Source organism: Drancourtella sp. An57, assembly GCF_002161525.1.
GTDB classification, from domain to species: Bacteria; Bacillota; Clostridia; order Lachnospirales; family Lachnospiraceae; genus Sellimonas; species Sellimonas catena.
This window is the reverse complement of the sequence record NZ_NFHY01000016.1, coordinates 63,656-79,627: the sequence shown is the minus strand read 5'-3', so window position 1 is coordinate 79,627 and position 15,972 is coordinate 63,656. Positions and strand designations below refer to the sequence as shown.

Here is a 15,972-nt window from a genome sequence, read left to right as displayed (position 1 = left end):
ATCTTATCGGGAGCCATGAAGAAACTCATGGCTCCCTTCATCAGACGACTGGCTCTCGCTAACGGATCCGGTGGCTCTATTTCATGAGATTGGGTGGCTCTGCCACCGCAGAATATTCACCAGTATCTCTAAATATATTTTTCCCCTCTATATACTGAAGTCCAGAAACATAAATGACCACTTCACTAAAGCTATCATTCAAATAGCTACAAACAGCAGCTCCTCCGGCAATCGTCCCAGAATCATAGTATAACTCTGGTATTTCATCCCCGTTTATATCTATAAGTTTATAAATATAACTTGAAAGGTGTCCCTGTTTTTGAATGTAGCTTATATACTCTCTTTTCCACTCTTCATCAGGATATTGACCGCTTTTAAGAAGTTCAACAGCTATTGATATGCCCTCGCCTTCTGGCCAATTGTTCAAATACCATGATTTAACATTTCCATTGTCATCCTTTTGTATTGCTACCATATATATTACGTTATTTAGAAATGCTAAGTAAGTACATTCTGTATCACTACTTGAATACTTTACCCATCCATTATCTTTTAATGCTTTTTCTATCTGTGAACTGCTTTCTCCCAAACCAATTCCATATAATTTTATATATGAAACACCTTCATTCTTCATACTGAAGGCTGTATCCAGCCATTCCAAATAGAACTGATCTTTCATATAAGAGTCAGAACTAGAAAACTGCCATGGTTCGGTTATCTGCATTCCTAATTTTTCTACTAATTGAGTATATTGTTCGAAATATGAACTGATCTCTATCTGCTCTTTTACTATCGAAATGATGTTCTTATCATTATATTCTTTTAAATACTTTTTGTTATTGTCTGGCAAAAAACCATATTCAAATTTGTCATTATTATCTTTCGCACTTTTTAATGTTACAAGCATTTCTGTAATCTCACTATTTTTCTTATTCTGCGAATCAATCAGTGACTGAAGCTGCTCTTGCACAGCTTCCCGTTTTCCAGATAAAGAAGCAGTTGCCGCATTTCTTGTGATATAGCATGATTTTAATAATATATAACAGTATTTTGATAAGTCATATATTTTTTCTACTTCCACATTTCCACTTAATAGTGTTTCATTTGAAAATTTGAGATAGTTCAAGTAGGCATCTGCTTGTAGTATACCAGAATATAATGCCAATTCAAACGAATCTGCCGCACTGAGTTTATCGGAAATGAAAGGTACATGACTAGATACTAAATCCCATGCTATAAGAGCCATATTTGCTTGACTTCCTAATCCATCTTTTACAATATTTCCTATCCATTCACCTATATGTTTTTTATAGTACTTGCTTGCAGAATATTTGACAACATTACTTTTCAATTTTTCTGAATATTCTCTCATGGAATTTTTAACCGTTTCAGATGTTATTGTATTGTCATTCGAAGCCTTTAAAAAATACTCCAGTGCATTGATCGAATATTCGTCTTGATTTTGAAATTCTTGTCCGTACTGTAAAATCTCTGCAACTTTAGATGCCATATCCAATATTGGGAGAGCATCTGAAACTCCCTTTTGAACATCTAATATCATACTTCCGGTATTTGAAAACCAAGTTTGTTTATCAAAAGCCTTTTCTAATGCATCGTAACTCCTACTAAATAGAGCAGGGTTAGAATTACCTTTTTTTACGTCTGATAATATATTGCTGCATGTTTGATACATAGCCGCAACATCCGTATCAATCGAATTTGAATATGTTGATAAGAGGCTTCCTATTTTCCCTTTTTCGCTAAATAGATCTTGATACTTTTCAGCTTCTTTCTTCAAGGCTTCCAACTCGCCATCCGATTCTGTGCATAGCAACATCGCAATATTTTCTCCATATTTGCTATCATATGAAGATGAATCTAAAACAAGGGACTGCATTAACTGTATCCATGAATCACTATCCATTTTCAACAACCCATTTAATACATTTACAAAATAGCTACTGCCTCCGATCAAATTCACATCCAGCTCTGTATATCCAAAGTCTTTTGCCCAATCAAATAAATATGACGAAGCATTTTTCATAATTTCTAAGCAAATATCTAAGATGTTCTTCTTCGGCATATCAATAAGTATTGTATCGTCTAAAATCAACATGTTGCTGTTTAAAACCAACAAAGAGTATCCGAACGGGATCCAAACTCCCTGCTCGTTATGAAAACTTGGAAAAGGAGCTTCATATCCATCCAGATTCTTAAAATTCAATTTACGGTTTACTTTGTTATCATTATAAAAAAATTGCGTAGAGATATTTGGCAAGTTATTATTTGCTTCGTTAAAAATAGTAACATAATCAGCACTGGATGTATCAATCTGATATCCCAACCTTGTGCATAATTGTTCCGCATTTACATATACATGACTATTTTTTACCATTACATTCAGTATTTCATCTGATCCAACCTGATCTGAATATTCTACATTTACAAATCCGTAAGTCGCTTCTGTTTCATCACTTGCAAAGGAAACAACAGTACTTGAAAGAAGCAAAACAAAACTCAAAAAAACAGCCAATATCTTTCTCATATAATCCCCCCTATTGCATTATTCCATACTCTGTTATCATGTCTTGATAAGCTTTTTGGTAAACCTCTAAAAGGCCGCCAGTGATTGCATTAATAAAGTCTCTGTTTCGATAGTTTACTTCAATTTCTTCATCCACAACAGAATACGGAATTTTAACCGTATGTTTTGTCATTTCTGCCTTACTGATATAGTCTTTACAGTGGTTTAATATATCATCTTCTGATAACTGAGGACTATTCTTCAAATCATCCAGTATCCCATTTAAATTCGGTGATTCTATTTCGTATATGATTTGGCTTTCGTCAACATCCTTTACTTTTATCTTATCCTTTTTCATAATTTCGGTTATAATTCCGCCCGTTTCACCAGCATTTCCATTTTCTTTAGAAATTTCCTCTTGTATTTCCGGATCTTCATATCCAAAAATGATTTTATTCATTTCCTCAATGTTGTCCTCTTCCATAAGATCAACAATTTTTTCTGCATGATTTTCTGCTTTTTTAGTATCGCTGTTACAACCGACACAGCAAAGACCAATTACAGCGCAAGTACAGACCAATCCTACAATCTTCCTTTTTTTCATTTACATTCCTCCCTTTCCTTTAGCTGATATTGAAAGTATTCTGTTTACCTCCCTTCTTCACATTTATACAATATCAGTTTTATTTGTGTTTATTATACTACCTGATTTTAAGAATCACAATCGGCTTATCTCCTTAGTTTCTACGCTATGACGGCAAAAAGGAGCGCGATATTCGCACTCCTCTTCATTAACCATTTTAGAATTCTTTTTTCTCCAGAATCCGGCACGCAAGCAGGAAGGAAATTCCAAGGACAACAATCCCAAGGATGATGCATCCCGGATAGATATATCTGCTCATCAGGGCCTCATTCAGCCAGCGGATTATGGCTGCCTGCTGATCCGGAAAATTATTTTCCAGAATCCGGAATCCAAAGAAAATCCCGAAAAAGACAATCATGAAACCGAAGATCAGCATAACCCGTCCCTTTTCCGCTCCAAACTTCAGATCCGCAGGAAGGGAAAATGCAAGCATGATCACCCCGACGAACGCACATACCGCTGTCGTGAGCAGTGTCGTCTTCATGTCGGCGCCGCCGCCCGTCAGGTTCTGAATGACTGCCAGAGCCAGGGCATAAACGACACCGACGGCAATAATCAGCAGTCCGATCAGATATTTTTCTGCCACATACTGTTTTCTGCTGTAAGGCAGGGTCATCAGAAATGCCATGCCGCCGTTCATCTCATCGTAGCTGAGAGTCATTCCTGCAATCAATGCGCTGAGAATGATAACATATCCGGTCAGGAAAGCTTGGTCAGTTCCGCTGAATACGAAAATAGCGGAAACAAAGACAATGATAAGCACCATTTTTTTCAGTTCACGCATCAGACATAAATCTTTTACTAACAATCCTTTCATACTGCTTCCCCCTTTACTGTCATCATAATGATTTCATCAATACTTCCTTTTTCTGCCGTGATGTCCGGATAATTTTCCATGTAGTAGTGAATTTCATCCGTCAGGCAGCTGTATCCGTAAGACTCTTTCTTCTTTTTGAGAAGATGGCTGCGGTCGACTGTCGCAAACCGTTCTTCCGTCATCTTTAAAAGTCCGTAGGAACTAAGCAGACGGTCTGTATCTTCGTGCAGGACAATCCGGCCTTCATGGATCATGTAAATATCATCACAAAGCCCTTCCAGATCCCCGGAAATATGGGAACTGATCAGAATCGCGCGGCTTTCGTCCTCCTCCATATATTCTCTGAGGAGTGTCAGGACCTCATCCCTTGCAACCACATCCATGCCGGCGGTCGGCTCATCGAGAATCAGAAGACTGGCATTGTGGCACAGGGCGATAAACAGTTTGAGTTTCGCCTTCATACCGGTGGAAAATTCCTTGAGCTTCTGATCCTGAGGGAGCCGGAACCGCTCCACAAGGGAAAGGAATTTCTCCTTTTCAAAATCCGGATATACTGCTTCCAGAATCTTCACCACATCTTTGATCATATAGACGTCGGAAAAAGTACTTCCGGATAAAACCACGCCGATTTTCTGTTTTTCTTCGGCGGTCAGCTGATCGTGTGGTTTCCCAAACAGCTCCACGCTTCCACCATCCAGAAAAATCAGATTTTCGATTGCCTTAAAGGTCGTGCTTTTGCCCGCCCCATTTTCCCCAATCAGACCGGTAATGCATCCGGCCGGGACTTCCATCGTGCAGTCCAGGTGAAAATTCTTGTAATTCTTTTCGATCTTATTTACTTTTAACATAGCCTATTCCTCCAAAATGAGTTCTAAAATCTCCCGAAATTCCTTATCTTCCATGCCGTAGCGTCTGCCTTTTTGAATGGCCAGTTCAAAATCGGCTTCTACTTCTTTGCGCTGCTCTTCTTTCATCAGTTCCTGATTGGCAGCTGCAACAAATGTTCCCTTGCCGTGAATCGTCACGGTGAGCCCTTCCTGTTCCAGAGAATCGTACGCTTTCTTCACTGTCAGGGCACTGATCTTCAAGTCTTTGGATAGACTTCGGACCGAGGGCAGGATGTCATTCTCCTGTAATGTACCGTTAAGAATCATCCCTTTAATCTGTTCTACAATCTGTTCATAAATCGGAATCATGGAAGAACTGTTAATTATCAGTTTCATCTGGTTCCTCCTCTTCTTAATAAACAGTATATAACAGTATATAACTGTTGTCAACTGTTATATACTGTTTATTTTAAGCTTTTTGAGTTTGTCATCTATTACGACAGAAACAGCTGGAATTTTACACGGCTGGGCACGATCGATCATATTTCGGCAAAAGAGCTGAAGCAGATCCTTGGAGATGGCGATGTAACTGTTACATTATCTTTATAACACTGCAAAATAATTTTACAAGAAGGAAAAGCTGTGAATCCCATTTCGGGTCATTCACAGCTTTTTATTTGTTTCTAAAGTTCTTTACTTCGTTTTATTAGCCGAGTTTTGCGTACTCTTCATCTGTTACAGGTTCGCACCACTCATTCTGAGCATTTTCTCCCGGTACATCCATTGCTATATGGCTGAACCAGCTGTCTGCCTTTGCTCCATGCCAGTGTTTTACGTTTGCCGGAATGGTGATAACAGTACCCGGTACCAGGCTGACTGCTTCTTTTCCTTCTTCCTGATACCATCCTTCTCCTGCTGTGCAGATCAGAATCTGTCCGCCGCCCTTGTCAGCATGGTGGATATGCCAGTTATTCCGGCATCCCGGTTCAAATGTGACATTCGCAAGTCCAACTGCCGGAGAGCCTGCTGAAGTCAGTGGATTCAGGAAAGATTCTCCGATAAAATACTGTGCATAGGCTGTGTTTGCCTGTCCTTTTCCAAATACGTTTTCTTTGCTGAATACTTCTTCGTTCATTGTTGTCATACTGATACCTCCTGCAAAACTAAATTTTTTTCTGATGTTTTTGAATTTCATATACAAGATAATCGAGACAGTAGATCCGTCTTTCTTCCACATGCACCCGGTCCAGCAGCTTCTGACGGTGCTTTGACAGTAATGTCAGCTGTTTACCGGTCTGGCCGGATTCTTCCAGTGAGAGAAATTCTTCTACCAATTTGTCATCACACCCGGCATCGATCAGGTTCTGAATGACCGCTTCGCTGTCCGGTGGTGAATGAACCTGTTTCCTCACAGTGCTTCACTCCTATCTCTAATTCTGTTTCTGATATCAGTATAGTCTTCTGCCGCCACAATAGCAAATACCTATTCATTATAATGGGACATAGCTTTTGATTATACATTCTATCATTCGTGCAATCTCGGCTGCTTGATCCGCTGTCTCTATGTATTTTCCTATATTTTGTTATTTACAAGCTTCGGAATTCACTCCGGCTTTTCTTGCTAATGATTTTCTGAAGTCTTTGGTTTTCATCACGGAGCGCCTGATTTTCCTGCCGGAGCCGGAAAATTTCTTCCTGAAGGAGATCGATCCGTCCTTCCATTGCTTTGTCCAGGATACCTCTGCGTGGATTGATGGTTCCGGCCTGCTGTTCCATAGCCCGGTCAATTTCGGCCCTCACAATGGGATTCTTATAGAAGAATCCTCTGGAAGCTCCTGTCATCTTTACGAGCTGCGGAACCGATACCCTCTCTCCCTGATCTAACAGTTTGCGGATTGCCAGTTTCGCCGCAGCAATCTTTTCATCGCTTCGTTCCCGGTTCATTTCAATCATCCTGTCGTATTTGTTCATATTCTTCACCCCATCCATCTAAATTTGCCAGTAGGATTCTGGTCTGTTGCTCCCGTGCCTTCCGGGTTTCTTCGGCAAGGAGTTGGTTGCTCATTTTTCTGTAATGCTTTACTGCGCTTATGTTTTTATGCCCCAGGAGTTTTGCTATCGTCCAGTCATCCAAATGCAGTTCTGTCAGTTTAACTCCGTAAGACCGCCGGAACATATGGGCGCTGAATTTAAACAGTTTCCCTTCATCATCCCGTAGGTCTTCACTTTTGATCAACCGCAGTACCTTATGCTTTATGGTTGTATATTGAAGTGGACGGCAGGGATCTTTGGCGTCCACGAAGATATACTCGGTTTTACCATACTGATCGTAAGTACAATCGATGGCTTTCTGAATCAGCATTGCTAATTCTGCACTGATAGGCTTTTCAAAGGTTCGTGTTTTCACCTGATCAATCCGGATAATATCCAGACCGTTTCTTTTTGACAGGCAGTCTGTATGCAGTGTCAGCGTATCAGAGATTCGCGTACCAAGCATTTGGTGGATGACCATGCATCGTGCCAACTGGACATCCAGCTTTGTAATATGGGCGTTCAACCGCTTCAGTTCCTCATCGGAATAGGATCGGAATACCGGCTGCACTTCCGGCGGAATATCTGTATTGATGAATAAGGATTCCAGATGACTGTATCCATATAGTTTTCCGACACTTTCCAATACTGCCCTCAGCTTCAGAATGTCATCGCTGTTTCCTCTGCCGGATGAACCGTTGGTGTTGATATGGACAAGATATTCTTCCAGCAGATCCCGGTCAACATCGGCGCAGGAATTGATCTTTATGTCCTTCTCCATCAGGTATCCGGAAAATTTCCGCAGGGATGTCAGCTCCCGCTTCACGGTTCCGATTTTTTCATATTTTATATGCAGAAAAATTGCCTGTTTTACTTCCTCTCTCAGACCTTCCTGCAGGATTCCGGTAAAATCCAGTGTTTCCGTTTTATAAATCGGATTTTCTTTAATAGGGATATCCAGTTTTTTCAGATCCCATATATCCTTGTCCCGTTCCGGCCGCATATCCTCCGGCTGGATGAACCGCAGGAAGCGTTTCAGGTGCTGAATCACCTTTGCATCCGCCCGGTTTCTCGTACCATATACCGATTCTTTTTCTTCATAAAGCGGGATGCCGTTCTGCAGCATCCATATCTTTAATAGTTCGATCCATTTGGATGGCTGCCAGCCGAGGAAACTGTCAGGTATGTTTTTTCGCAGTTGAAGGGCTTTGCACACCTGATGGTAATATGCCTTTTCATGACAGATAGTGTTCAGCGATACCTGACCGCCTCTGTACAGGAAGTAGCGTCTGTATTCTTCCCGCATAGTTTCTTTTGGAAGAAGGGAAAGGTCAATGAAATTGCTTTTTCCAATAGCTCTTTTCGGCAGATTCCCGGAGGTTTCATAGCATGCCAGTTTCCAATAGTACAGTCTATTTTCCATCTCTGCCTCCTTTCTTTCTCAAACCAGCCGCCAGATTATGTTCCGGCTTTTGGAAAAATCCCATATTCTCTTTTGCGATCTTTTTGGGCATGTAGTCTATATACTGTTCTGTCATTTCCAGATAATCATGTCCCAGGTAATCCCGTACTCCCTGTATGGATACGCCATTGTCATAAAGCATCGTCGCCACTGTGTGGCGGTAATCATGGGACTGGAACAGGTAATCCCCGCCGTCAATCTCATGGTCTTCGCAGAACTTTTTCATCTGATGACGGAAAGTCATGCTCCGGTAAGGGCCGCCGTTTTTGTTCGTAAACAGGTAGTCATCCGGCCCGATCTGGTGGGTTTTGATATAAACTTCCATGATCTTATACAGGCCCTCCGCTATGGGAATCCGCTTATAATTCTTCATCTTTACCTGATACACCTGAATCCAGGTATCATGGTTGGGATACCTCTTTCAGCTTTACCTGGACACCATCATCCGTGAACAGCCCATGGCTGCCGAATCGCTCCGCACCGGGCCGAGTTCCAATGTAGTCAGCATAGGTTTTCTGGTTCAGGATCTCATGGGCATTGTCCTCAATGGCACGGGTGATAAATTCAGAAGCGGTACCCATAGTCTTTTCTCTCTGGTAGTCCTCATACTCCAGCATCGCAGCGCTATCCGGAAAATCCCGCAGGATTTTTTCAATGAGCTTTTGCTGTTTCACTGTTGCCGGAGCCAGCTTGAAAGACTCATCGATCTTCTCTACACCTTCACGGGTGGCGATGTAGGTGGCGTACCCACCGATGGGCTTTTCCTGATCCGGTTTCAGGTACTTGAATTTGGTGACCAGACGGGCCATGGGAAACCTCCTTCCGTTTTAGAGTAAAGAAAAAGCAGGAGACCTCACATAAAAGATTTCCTGCTGGATGCGAATCATATTCTGTTTTATATCATTTGATGGCTGATCAGAGGATTGCTGTAATCGCTCCCACTGCAAGACAGGCGGGCAGGCCAAGAAGCATACCAATACAGGACTGCCTGATATGAAAACGATAGTCCTTATATTCTTCCATATCCTCTGTGCCTGGTATCCTGACTTTTTTCGAATGGCAAAACCAGATGCAATCAAGTATCAGAGCGTCATACCAATCAATGATCAGCCAGATCAGGTAGGAATCCCGAAACCCTTTCCAGAATGTATCCGCTCCATTAAACTGTTTCAGGACAATAGCGAAGATGAACACAAAAGCAAGCAGGGCGATCCCCTTTCGGAGGATATCTGCCCTGGTAAAGCGTTGTTCTCTTTTTTCGATCAATCCTAATTCCATACATTTCTCCCGTATGGCCGGGGGATAATCTCCCACTGAGGTAAGGGGATTTTTCAGCGTCAGTGACACAATCAGAACTGTGAATAATAAGATACCAATCAGACTTTCTATCATGACCGCCATATTCACTTTACCTCCGATATCCATTTTATCGTTTTATGGAAAGCGTCTTCACGGCTGCGCCTGCAATCTTCCGGATATTGTCTCTCAATTTTAAACATTTTCAGCTTAGATGGATTTAATGGAACAAGAATGTGGCTTGCTTTTTCATATTCCAAGACATCCACCCGGAAAGCAAACCGGTGTTTTTCCAGGCGGTTTACCATATATGCCACTGCCTCTTTGCTGGGCCACATGAGATCTTCCTTTGCGTAAATAAATAAAATGTTTCCCTGAATGTTCTCCACATGAATGGCTGTATCCTCATCAAAATGTTTCAGCGGTTCTTCGTAGATGTAGGATAACTCGAACTGCTGATGGAGGATGAGGTTCCGGATTGCCGGCCCATATTTCAGATGCGCTGTCATACACGGAAAATCTTTTCCCCTGTATGTGAATTCGGAGGCAGATGAAAAAGTTTTCGATGCCATGCTTTTATTCCCGTACATGCCTCCCCATATACAGTGGATCGGGGAGAGGGCAACAACGCCGCAGATATCCGGCATAAGAGAAGCGCAAAGCAATACCAGTTCAGCGCCTTTTGAAATGCCATACATGATAATCTTTTCATATCCTTTGTTTTTCAGCCACAGGATCGCTTTTTCAAATGGATCGACAGGCACCCGAACCAGTTCTTTCGGCAGCCCGTCTACGTTCCAGTAACAAATACCTAACGCGGCGATGCCGCACCTGGCAAACATAGCACCCACATTCATCGGGATATTTTCATTCCCTTCGCTGCCGCCTACTACGATGACGACCTTTTTGGGATCATGATCCTTAACAGGGACATGATAAAGTCCATAGAAGCCCTCCTGTGCAACCGTCACATATTCCACTTTCCCAACTCTCCCTGTTTTTGCAGCTTGGATTGCTGTCCGTATTTTCTTTCTTTATCCCATTTAGAGTCCTTTTTGCAAACATAGAAATCACACTTTTCTGCGCCCTCTGCAAGTGTACCTGTCCTGTATAACACGCCGCCCATGAGATCAGCAGAAATAAAATCCATGGCACACATATAGGGTATCAGTTCTTCCAAATGCTCCTGTTTTCCAAGCGCACACAGGCCGCACCTGTGATAGTTGATGGTGTATTCGTCTGCATCCCTTCCGGGAATCGTCTCCGTCATCCAGTTGAATTCGCTGTCGGATATGGCATTTGCAATTCTGTCCTTCTTGACTTTCTTTTTTTGATATTCCATATCAAATGGATTTTTACTCCCGAAAGCTTTTTTAATGAGCGACGCCTGCATCGTGGCTGTCACCATTTCCCCGAACTGCTCATGGCTCATCGCCCCATCCATTGCCTTATAAACTGCCATCCAGACAATTCCGCCGGAAAGACAGATTCGCAGAGGATTTTTCGTAAAACCGCCTATGTCGGGTGTCCTCGCCAACATATCTTTAAAGTTTTTACGCGATTTCTTCTTCACCCTGAATGTATCCGTATTTTTGCAATTGGCTGCGATATATTTGAAAATAGCAGGTGTCATCGCTGACCACATCAGTTTTTCACAGATGGTGTTTTTCATATTCATCCTCCTTCAAAACGTACTCATAAACGAGGGACTGATTGCCGGAGCCATCCTGAAAGGGCTTCTCTGCCACTTTCTTAAATCCACGTTTTTCATAAAACTCCCACGATGCAAGAGTGTTCGTAAAAAGCCGCACACGATCTGCTCCATCAGCTTTTGCCCGATTCAAAAATTGTGTGACCAATGCGGTTCCCAACCCCTTTCTGTAATTCCTTCTGGACGAAAGGGCAACGAGTTCCAGATCGCATTTCCCAACGGTTTCCTTATCCCTTTCCTGTAGCTGACGGAAAAAGGCATCAAACTGCTTCTGGAATGGTGCTGACATTTTATATCTTTTCAGATAGAACTTGAGGAACATTTTACACCAACGGCCATAGTGCTTTTTTGTCTCATACTGAGCTGCCAGAGCCTTGCTGAAACGCTTATCATATTTTCCACAGATGAATCCTACGACCTGATGATCCTCCGTTTCCGCAACATAGGTGAAATTGCATTTTTCAATCAGGATCTGTGCGTAGTCACGCAAAAGTATTTTATCGTTCTGATCCACAGAGCATGAAAAGAATCCTTCGTAGAAGCAATCCCCGCAGGCCGCAGCATCTTCTTCCTTATATGGACGAACAGTAAACATAGATGTACCCTCCTATACAAAATCGGGTTAGCAACAACTAACTAATATTATATCAGGAGACGTATAGGACTGCAATTCATTTTTTACCTGTTAATCATTTGATAGTGACATGGCGGGTCATGAGAAACCTCCTTCCATTTTAGAGTAAAGGAAGAGCAGGAGACATAGTAAGAGATTTCCTACTGAATGCGAATCATATTCTGTTTTATATCATTTGATGGCTGATCAGAGGATTGCTGTAATCACTCCCACTGCAAGACAGGCGGGCAAGCCAAGAAGCATACCAATACAGGACTGCTTAATATGAAAACAGTAATCCTTATATTCTTCCATATCCTCTGTGCCTGGTATCCTGACTTTTTTCGAATGGCAAAACCAGATGCTATCGAGTACAAGAGCATCATACCAATCAATGATCAGCCAGATCATGTAGGAATCCCGAACCCCTTTCTAGATGATATCTGACCTGGGAAACGTTGTTCTCTTTTTTCGATTAATCCTAATTCCATACATTTCTCCCTTATGGCCGGGGATAATCTCCCACTGAGGCAAGGGGATTTTTCAGCGTCGGCGACACAATCAGGATTGTGAATAATAAGATACCAATCAGACTTTCTATCATGACCACCATATTTACATTACCTCCACTCCAGATGGATCATTTTGAGCATTCCAAATCGATCTGAAATATCCATACTGATTTTTGTAATGATTTTTAATCCATCTCGTTTGATAAACTTGTAATATGGTTCATCCGCCAATACTTTGACACCTCTACCTAGTGTGGTAACCAGATCTTCAGCCGAATTCACATAAAAAAACATTCGGGCATTTTCATGTCCCATCTGCTTCATATATTTCTTCTGCAACATTTTCATGCCGCTTTTATTTACCGTATCAAACACAAGCTCTATATTCCCGAAACCTTCCAGCATCTGCAGAAGGCCAAAAACTTTTTCCTCTTGAAAGTAATGGAACAAACCTCCTGCAGTAACCAGAAGAGGCGTATCAGGCATGTTCCTTCGGATCTGCCTGAGCCATCCGTCTGAAAAAGCATCCCCTGAAAGATAAGTTTCCTTCTCAGGTTCCGGGAGCAAACTGCGCCGGTATTCGATTACATTCGGAAGGTCTACAGCATACCATTGGGTTTGCCCATTGTCATTGCGATCATATGTTGTCTCCAGTCCGCAGCCCAACTGTATGACAACACCATCCGGCTTACGTTTCAGGAAGTTCTGGATATGCCGATCCATATTAGCGGAACGGGATGCAGAAGCCAGTAGCGTGTATTGACTTTGATTTCCTGTTTCCAACAGTGCGGATGGCAGCTTTTCTTTTAATGAAAGTGCTTTTTTATCATATAAAATACCCGGAAACTTTTCGCTGGCGTAAATCCTTCCCACCATAGGAATAAACATTGTATCTTCTACTATACCAAATTCGGACATGGCTATCTATCCTCCTATATGCAAATGAGTTAGTAATGTCTAACCATTATTATATCAAGAGGAACCGGGGATTGCAATTCGTTTTCAATTGCTACTCGTTTTCTTCCCATCCATTCTGCCAACTCACCGCATCATCGAAAGAGAACGCACCATTCAGCCTTTTGACTTCTTTGACACATTCTCCACGCAAGCGTTCCAGTGACACTGGATCGATGTTGTTATTCGCTGCAACCACGTTCATCATCACCGCCAGCTCCACAGCCATCTTGAAGATCATCCGGTTCTGCCGGTGATCACTCTCCGCTACAATGCTTTTCAACGTGGAGGTGACGATATTAGGGAGATAGGTTTTGTTGTCCTCTGCGGAAAGATATCCGGCATAAAACAACACGGCCTTTTCGATGAATTCGCTCTTGCTGTCACAGTTTTCTTTTTTATAGAGAGTATCCGCCAGCTCCAGGGTGGACGGTCTGATCCAGAGCTGGAAGCGGCGTTTGATTTCTTTCTTTTCTGCCTCTGTATCCTGCATGTCTGAAATCCTCCTTCTTATTCATAGGAACCTGCCAAAGCACCGCGTCATTCGTTGAAACTTCTGGTCCTTGGGGGAGTTGAAGCACCTGTCCAGGAACCTATTGTTCCAAATCCGGCACCGTAATGCCATTTCTTTCAGAAGCGGCGGAAAGCCTTGAAGCGACCGGCTCTGCCGGACGCAGTGAGCTGGGGCGGGGCCGCCATGCGGCACCGTCCCTTTCTCCTGCTTGATTTTCGACCCTGTATCCGCACGGGGAACCGTCGCTTTTCCATGGGCGGAGCCTGCCTTCGCACGGGCCGCAAACGCCTCGCAAACCGGCGGGGAGGGATACTTCCTCGACCTCGCCCACAAAATCGCAACACGGGGCCGACAGGCGGCTCATAGGGGTGTTCCTTTTCGCATCACATCTCCTGAACTGGCGGCGTTGTTTCTTCTGCCTGTTCGGAAGACTGCCAGTCAATCTCCCGATCCCGCAATGCTTCTTCAAAAATCAGCTCTCTTGCTGCTATCGGAATCGTAGATTTGCGCTCGGCACGGTAGACCGCAGTAGAAACATCTTTCAGACGATAAGTCCGCCACTCCGAATCTCCCTGCTCTTTTACGCTGATCGTTCCATCGTCAAAATCAAATTCCAGGAGAGCGGTGATCCGGTCATCATGCTCCATAGCGGCGCATAAGACAGAGAAGGTCAGGTCATCGATGGGCTGATGTACTCCAAAGGAACGCGCCAGACTGTCCAAGGTCAGCCTGCCCTCATTCTCCCGCATAAAATTCCGATAGAGATAAGCAGCACTGTAGAAGTTGTTCCGCAGGTCGGAAGTGAAATGAAAATCATCCCCGTCCTCATGGAAATGAATCACAGCAAACCGTCTGGCAGCTTCAGCCTCACGTTGTGCTTTCGCTTCTTTCTGACGGATCAGTGCTTTGGATGATTTACCTCCTACATTCCCATGACGGGGCCTTGATCCTCAGTCATGCCGGATTCCTGTTCCTCTGCCAGTTCTTCCTCCGTCAGCTTGCGAAACGAGTCCTCACCAGGCACAACGCCGAGAGATCTTCCATTGTCAAACGTGCAGTGCAGTGTTCCGATATCATCCACCACTCTGACAGTGCCTCTTGTCTGATCTTCGACAGGACAGGGATCTCTGCCCATGCTCAGTAACATGATTCGGGTACCGGGAGGATACTCAGCCTGGTACCGCTTGGCCTGCTGGTGCAGGCGTTCCCATTCATTCATCGTATTCATATCCTTCCAAATAAAAAAAGCAGAAAGTCTTCTCAACTCTCTGCTTTCTTAAACCATGTATTATTTATTTTACTGTTCCAGGCTCTCCACCCAAGCTACTACATCTTCATCTGAAACACTGGAGCTGAATCTCATACCTTCCTGCCAATCTCCGGTTCCAGCCAGCTCTGCCAGCAGTTCACCGCTGTCACCCAAACCAGAACTTGCTGATGTGCAGAAGGGAATGACGGTCTTTCCTGTGAAATCATTGGCTTCTACAAAAGTATTTACAGGCCATGCCGCAATCCCCCACCACACGGGGTAACCGATATAGATTCTTTCCACATCCTGCCAGTCATCTACAGTGTCAGCCACCAGCTCCACATTCCGCAGACTTTCATCAGCGTACTCCTGGGATACCCGACTGTTATCATCGTTATAATTCAAATCCTCATCGGTATAGGGATCAACCGGCTCCAACTCGAACAATTCTCCGCCTGTTGTATCAGCAATGACTTCAGCTACACGCTCTGTATTTCCGGTAGCTGAAAAATACACGACAAGGGTTTTCCCCTGGGTTCCATCGCCATCTGTCTCTGCCTCGTTACTCGCTTCGGTACTATCATCTTCTGTTGTAGCTGCACTGGATTCGTTCTCCGATGCCGCCCCTGTATTTGACTGTGTCTGGCTTTCATCTTGTCCGCTCCTGGCCCCGCATCCAGCCAACATACCGACTATCAGAATACACACTGTCATCAATATAAATCCACGTTTTCTCATAGGGAATGACCTCCTTCATTTAATATGATCTATACTCAACGTAATACACAAATCTTCTCTTTCTCTGTGTACACAGTTCTT

The 15,972-nt window shown here is 43.3% G+C and carries 22 protein-coding genes; 1 reads left to right on the top strand and 21 read right to left on the bottom strand.

Going from position 1 to position 15,972, the window contains the following annotated elements; translation table 11 throughout:
• Positions 1–76 precede the first annotated feature (76 nt).
• The 5 genes from B5G11_RS13010 to B5G11_RS12990 form a co-directional block, all read right to left on the bottom strand.
• Positions 77–2,545 carry a hypothetical protein gene (locus B5G11_RS13010; protein ID WP_087254483.1) on the bottom strand — a complete coding sequence of 823 codons (2,469 nt, stop codon included), beginning with the start codon at positions 2,543–2,545 and terminating at the stop codon, positions 77–79.
• Positions 2,546–2,555: 10 nt separating this feature from the next.
• Positions 2,556–3,128 carry a hypothetical protein gene (locus tag B5G11_RS13005; RefSeq protein WP_087167906.1) on the bottom strand — a complete coding sequence of 191 codons (573 nt, stop codon included), beginning with the start codon at positions 3,126–3,128 and terminating at the stop codon, positions 2,556–2,558.
• Between the two features lie 196 nt (positions 3,129–3,324).
• Positions 3,325–3,984 (bottom strand): ABC-2 transporter permease, encoded by a 660-nt coding sequence (locus B5G11_RS13000; RefSeq protein ID WP_087254480.1) that lies wholly within the window; start codon positions 3,982–3,984, stop codon positions 3,325–3,327.
• Positions 3,981–4,832, bottom strand: a complete 852-nt coding sequence (locus B5G11_RS12995; RefSeq protein WP_087254476.1) for an ABC transporter ATP-binding protein — start codon at positions 4,830–4,832, stop codon at positions 3,981–3,983. The genes B5G11_RS13000 and B5G11_RS12995 overlap by 4 nt, the downstream gene beginning before the upstream one ends.
• Before the next feature lie 3 nt (positions 4,833–4,835).
• On the bottom strand, positions 4,836–5,207 hold the full coding sequence (locus B5G11_RS12990) for a GntR family transcriptional regulator (RefSeq protein WP_087167909.1): 372 nt from the start codon (positions 5,205–5,207) through the stop codon (positions 4,836–4,838).
• On the opposite strand from B5G11_RS12990, the gene B5G11_RS17020 reads away from it, so the two are divergent.
• The gene (locus B5G11_RS17020) at positions 5,148–5,420 is read left to right on the top strand and encodes a cyclophilin-like fold protein (RefSeq protein WP_158099289.1); all 273 of its coding nucleotides are present in this window, start codon (positions 5,148–5,150) and stop codon (positions 5,418–5,420) included. The genes B5G11_RS12990 and B5G11_RS17020 overlap by 60 nt on opposite strands.
• Before the next feature lie 97 nt (positions 5,421–5,517).
• Here B5G11_RS17020 and B5G11_RS12980 read toward each other — a convergent pair whose 3' ends face one another.
• The 16 genes from B5G11_RS12980 to B5G11_RS12905 all read right to left on the bottom strand — a co-directional run bounded on the left by B5G11_RS12980 (position 5,518) and on the right by B5G11_RS12905 (position 15,891).
• The gene (locus tag B5G11_RS12980; protein ID WP_087254473.1) at positions 5,518–5,955 is read right to left on the bottom strand and encodes a cupin domain-containing protein; all 438 of its coding nucleotides are present in this window, start codon (positions 5,953–5,955) and stop codon (positions 5,518–5,520) included.
• Positions 5,956–5,974: 19 nt separating this feature from the next.
• The gene (locus B5G11_RS12975; protein ID WP_087254469.1) at positions 5,975–6,223 is read right to left on the bottom strand and encodes a hypothetical protein; all 249 of its coding nucleotides are present in this window, start codon (positions 6,221–6,223) and stop codon (positions 5,975–5,977) included.
• A gap of 175 nt (positions 6,224–6,398) precedes the next feature.
• Positions 6,399–6,782, bottom strand: a complete 384-nt coding sequence (locus B5G11_RS12970; RefSeq protein ID WP_087254466.1) for a DUF6262 family protein — start codon at positions 6,780–6,782, stop codon at positions 6,399–6,401.
• Positions 6,757–8,265 carry a tyrosine-type recombinase/integrase gene (locus tag B5G11_RS12965; RefSeq protein WP_087254463.1) on the bottom strand — a complete coding sequence of 503 codons (1,509 nt, stop codon included), beginning with the start codon at positions 8,263–8,265 and terminating at the stop codon, positions 6,757–6,759. Before B5G11_RS12965 ends, B5G11_RS12970 begins: the two co-directional genes overlap by 26 nt.
• Complete coding sequence (locus B5G11_RS12960; protein WP_343215514.1) at positions 8,255–8,692, bottom strand: tyrosine-type recombinase/integrase; 438 nt, start codon at positions 8,690–8,692, stop codon at positions 8,255–8,257. Before B5G11_RS12960 ends, B5G11_RS12965 begins: the two co-directional genes overlap by 11 nt.
• Positions 8,693–8,705: 13 nt before the next feature.
• Positions 8,706–9,113 carry a hypothetical protein gene (locus tag B5G11_RS12955; protein WP_087254461.1) on the bottom strand — a complete coding sequence of 136 codons (408 nt, stop codon included), beginning with the start codon at positions 9,111–9,113 and terminating at the stop codon, positions 8,706–8,708.
• A 106-nt stretch (positions 9,114–9,219) separates the two neighbouring features.
• Positions 9,220–9,582, bottom strand: a complete 363-nt coding sequence (locus B5G11_RS12950) for a hypothetical protein (protein ID WP_204229619.1) — start codon at positions 9,580–9,582, stop codon at positions 9,220–9,222.
• Between the two features lie 125 nt (positions 9,583–9,707).
• The gene (locus B5G11_RS12945) at positions 9,708–10,580 is read right to left on the bottom strand and encodes an acyl-CoA thioester hydrolase/BAAT C-terminal domain-containing protein (RefSeq protein ID WP_022789869.1); all 873 of its coding nucleotides are present in this window, start codon (positions 10,578–10,580) and stop codon (positions 9,708–9,710) included.
• Positions 10,568–11,272 carry an L-2-amino-thiazoline-4-carboxylic acid hydrolase gene (locus B5G11_RS12940; RefSeq protein ID WP_022789868.1) on the bottom strand — a complete coding sequence of 235 codons (705 nt, stop codon included), beginning with the start codon at positions 11,270–11,272 and terminating at the stop codon, positions 10,568–10,570. Before B5G11_RS12940 ends, B5G11_RS12945 begins: the two co-directional genes overlap by 13 nt.
• Positions 11,253–11,906, bottom strand: a complete 654-nt coding sequence (locus tag B5G11_RS12935; RefSeq protein ID WP_087254456.1) for a GNAT family N-acetyltransferase — start codon at positions 11,904–11,906, stop codon at positions 11,253–11,255. Before B5G11_RS12935 ends, B5G11_RS12940 begins: the two co-directional genes overlap by 20 nt.
• Before the next feature lie 225 nt (positions 11,907–12,131).
• Complete coding sequence (locus B5G11_RS16550; RefSeq protein ID WP_087283239.1) at positions 12,132–12,335, bottom strand: hypothetical protein; 204 nt, start codon at positions 12,333–12,335, stop codon at positions 12,132–12,134.
• A 209-nt stretch (positions 12,336–12,544) separates the two neighbouring features.
• Positions 12,545–13,354, bottom strand: a complete 810-nt coding sequence (locus tag B5G11_RS12925; RefSeq protein WP_087150162.1) for a class I SAM-dependent methyltransferase — start codon at positions 13,352–13,354, stop codon at positions 12,545–12,547.
• 91 nt (positions 13,355–13,445) lie between these two features.
• Positions 13,446–13,883: a hypothetical protein gene (locus B5G11_RS12920; RefSeq protein ID WP_087254453.1), complete on the bottom strand. Its 438-nt coding sequence runs from the start codon at positions 13,881–13,883 to the stop codon at positions 13,446–13,448.
• Positions 13,884–14,287: 404 nt separating this feature from the next.
• Entirely contained in the window at positions 14,288–14,746 is a 459-nt protein-coding gene (locus B5G11_RS12915) for a hypothetical protein (RefSeq protein WP_087254450.1), read from the bottom strand.
• Positions 14,747–14,826: 80 nt separating this feature from the next.
• The gene (locus B5G11_RS12910) at positions 14,827–15,132 is read right to left on the bottom strand and encodes a DUF4314 domain-containing protein (RefSeq protein ID WP_204229617.1); all 306 of its coding nucleotides are present in this window, start codon (positions 15,130–15,132) and stop codon (positions 14,827–14,829) included.
• A gap of 69 nt (positions 15,133–15,201) precedes the next feature.
• Positions 15,202–15,891, bottom strand: coding sequence for a flavodoxin (locus B5G11_RS12905; RefSeq protein WP_087254447.1), 690 nt, complete (start codon positions 15,889–15,891; stop codon positions 15,202–15,204).
• Between the last annotated feature and the right edge of the window lie 81 nt (positions 15,892–15,972).

Coding starts and splice junctions, on each gene's coding strand:
- B5G11_RS13010 (WP_087254483.1), bottom strand. CDS start 2,545: ATGAGAAAGATATTGGCTGTTTTTTTGAGTTTTGTTTTGCTTCTTTCA.
- B5G11_RS13005 (WP_087167906.1), bottom strand. CDS start 3,128: ATGAAAAAAAGGAAGATTGTAGGATTGGTCTGTACTTGCGCTGTAATT.
- B5G11_RS13000 (WP_087254480.1), bottom strand. CDS start 3,984: ATGAAAGGATTGTTAGTAAAAGATTTATGTCTGATGCGTGAACTGAAA.
- B5G11_RS12995 (WP_087254476.1), bottom strand. CDS start 4,832: ATGTTAAAAGTAAATAAGATCGAAAAGAATTACAAGAATTTTCACCTG.
- B5G11_RS12990 (WP_087167909.1), bottom strand. CDS start 5,207: ATGAAACTGATAATTAACAGTTCTTCCATGATTCCGATTTATGAACAG.
- B5G11_RS12980 (WP_087254473.1), bottom strand. CDS start 5,955: ATGACAACAATGAACGAAGAAGTATTCAGCAAAGAAAACGTATTTGGA.
- B5G11_RS12970 (WP_087254466.1), bottom strand. CDS start 6,782: ATGAACAAATACGACAGGATGATTGAAATGAACCGGGAACGAAGCGAT.
- B5G11_RS12965 (WP_087254463.1), bottom strand. CDS start 8,265: ATGGAAAATAGACTGTACTATTGGAAACTGGCATGCTATGAAACCTCC.
- B5G11_RS12955 (WP_087254461.1), bottom strand. CDS start 9,113: ATGGCCCGTCTGGTCACCAAATTCAAGTACCTGAAACCGGATCAGGAA.
- B5G11_RS12950 (WP_204229619.1), bottom strand. CDS start 9,582: ATGGAATTAGGATTGATCGAAAAAAGAGAACAACGCTTTACCAGGGCA.
- B5G11_RS12940 (WP_022789868.1), bottom strand. CDS start 11,272: ATGAAAAACACCATCTGTGAAAAACTGATGTGGTCAGCGATGACACCT.
- B5G11_RS12935 (WP_087254456.1), bottom strand. CDS start 11,906: ATGTTTACTGTTCGTCCATATAAGGAAGAAGATGCTGCGGCCTGCGGG.
- B5G11_RS16550 (WP_087283239.1), bottom strand. CDS start 12,335: ATGATCTGGCTGATCATTGATTGGTATGATGCTCTTGTACTCGATAGC.
- B5G11_RS12925 (WP_087150162.1), bottom strand. CDS start 13,354: ATGTCCGAATTTGGTATAGTAGAAGATACAATGTTTATTCCTATGGTG.
- B5G11_RS12920 (WP_087254453.1), bottom strand. CDS start 13,883: ATGCAGGATACAGAGGCAGAAAAGAAAGAAATCAAACGCCGCTTCCAG.
- B5G11_RS12910 (WP_204229617.1), bottom strand. CDS start 15,132: ATGAATACGATGAATGAATGGGAACGCCTGCACCAGCAGGCCAAGCGG.
- B5G11_RS12905 (WP_087254447.1), bottom strand. CDS start 15,891: ATGAGAAAACGTGGATTTATATTGATGACAGTGTGTATTCTGATAGTC.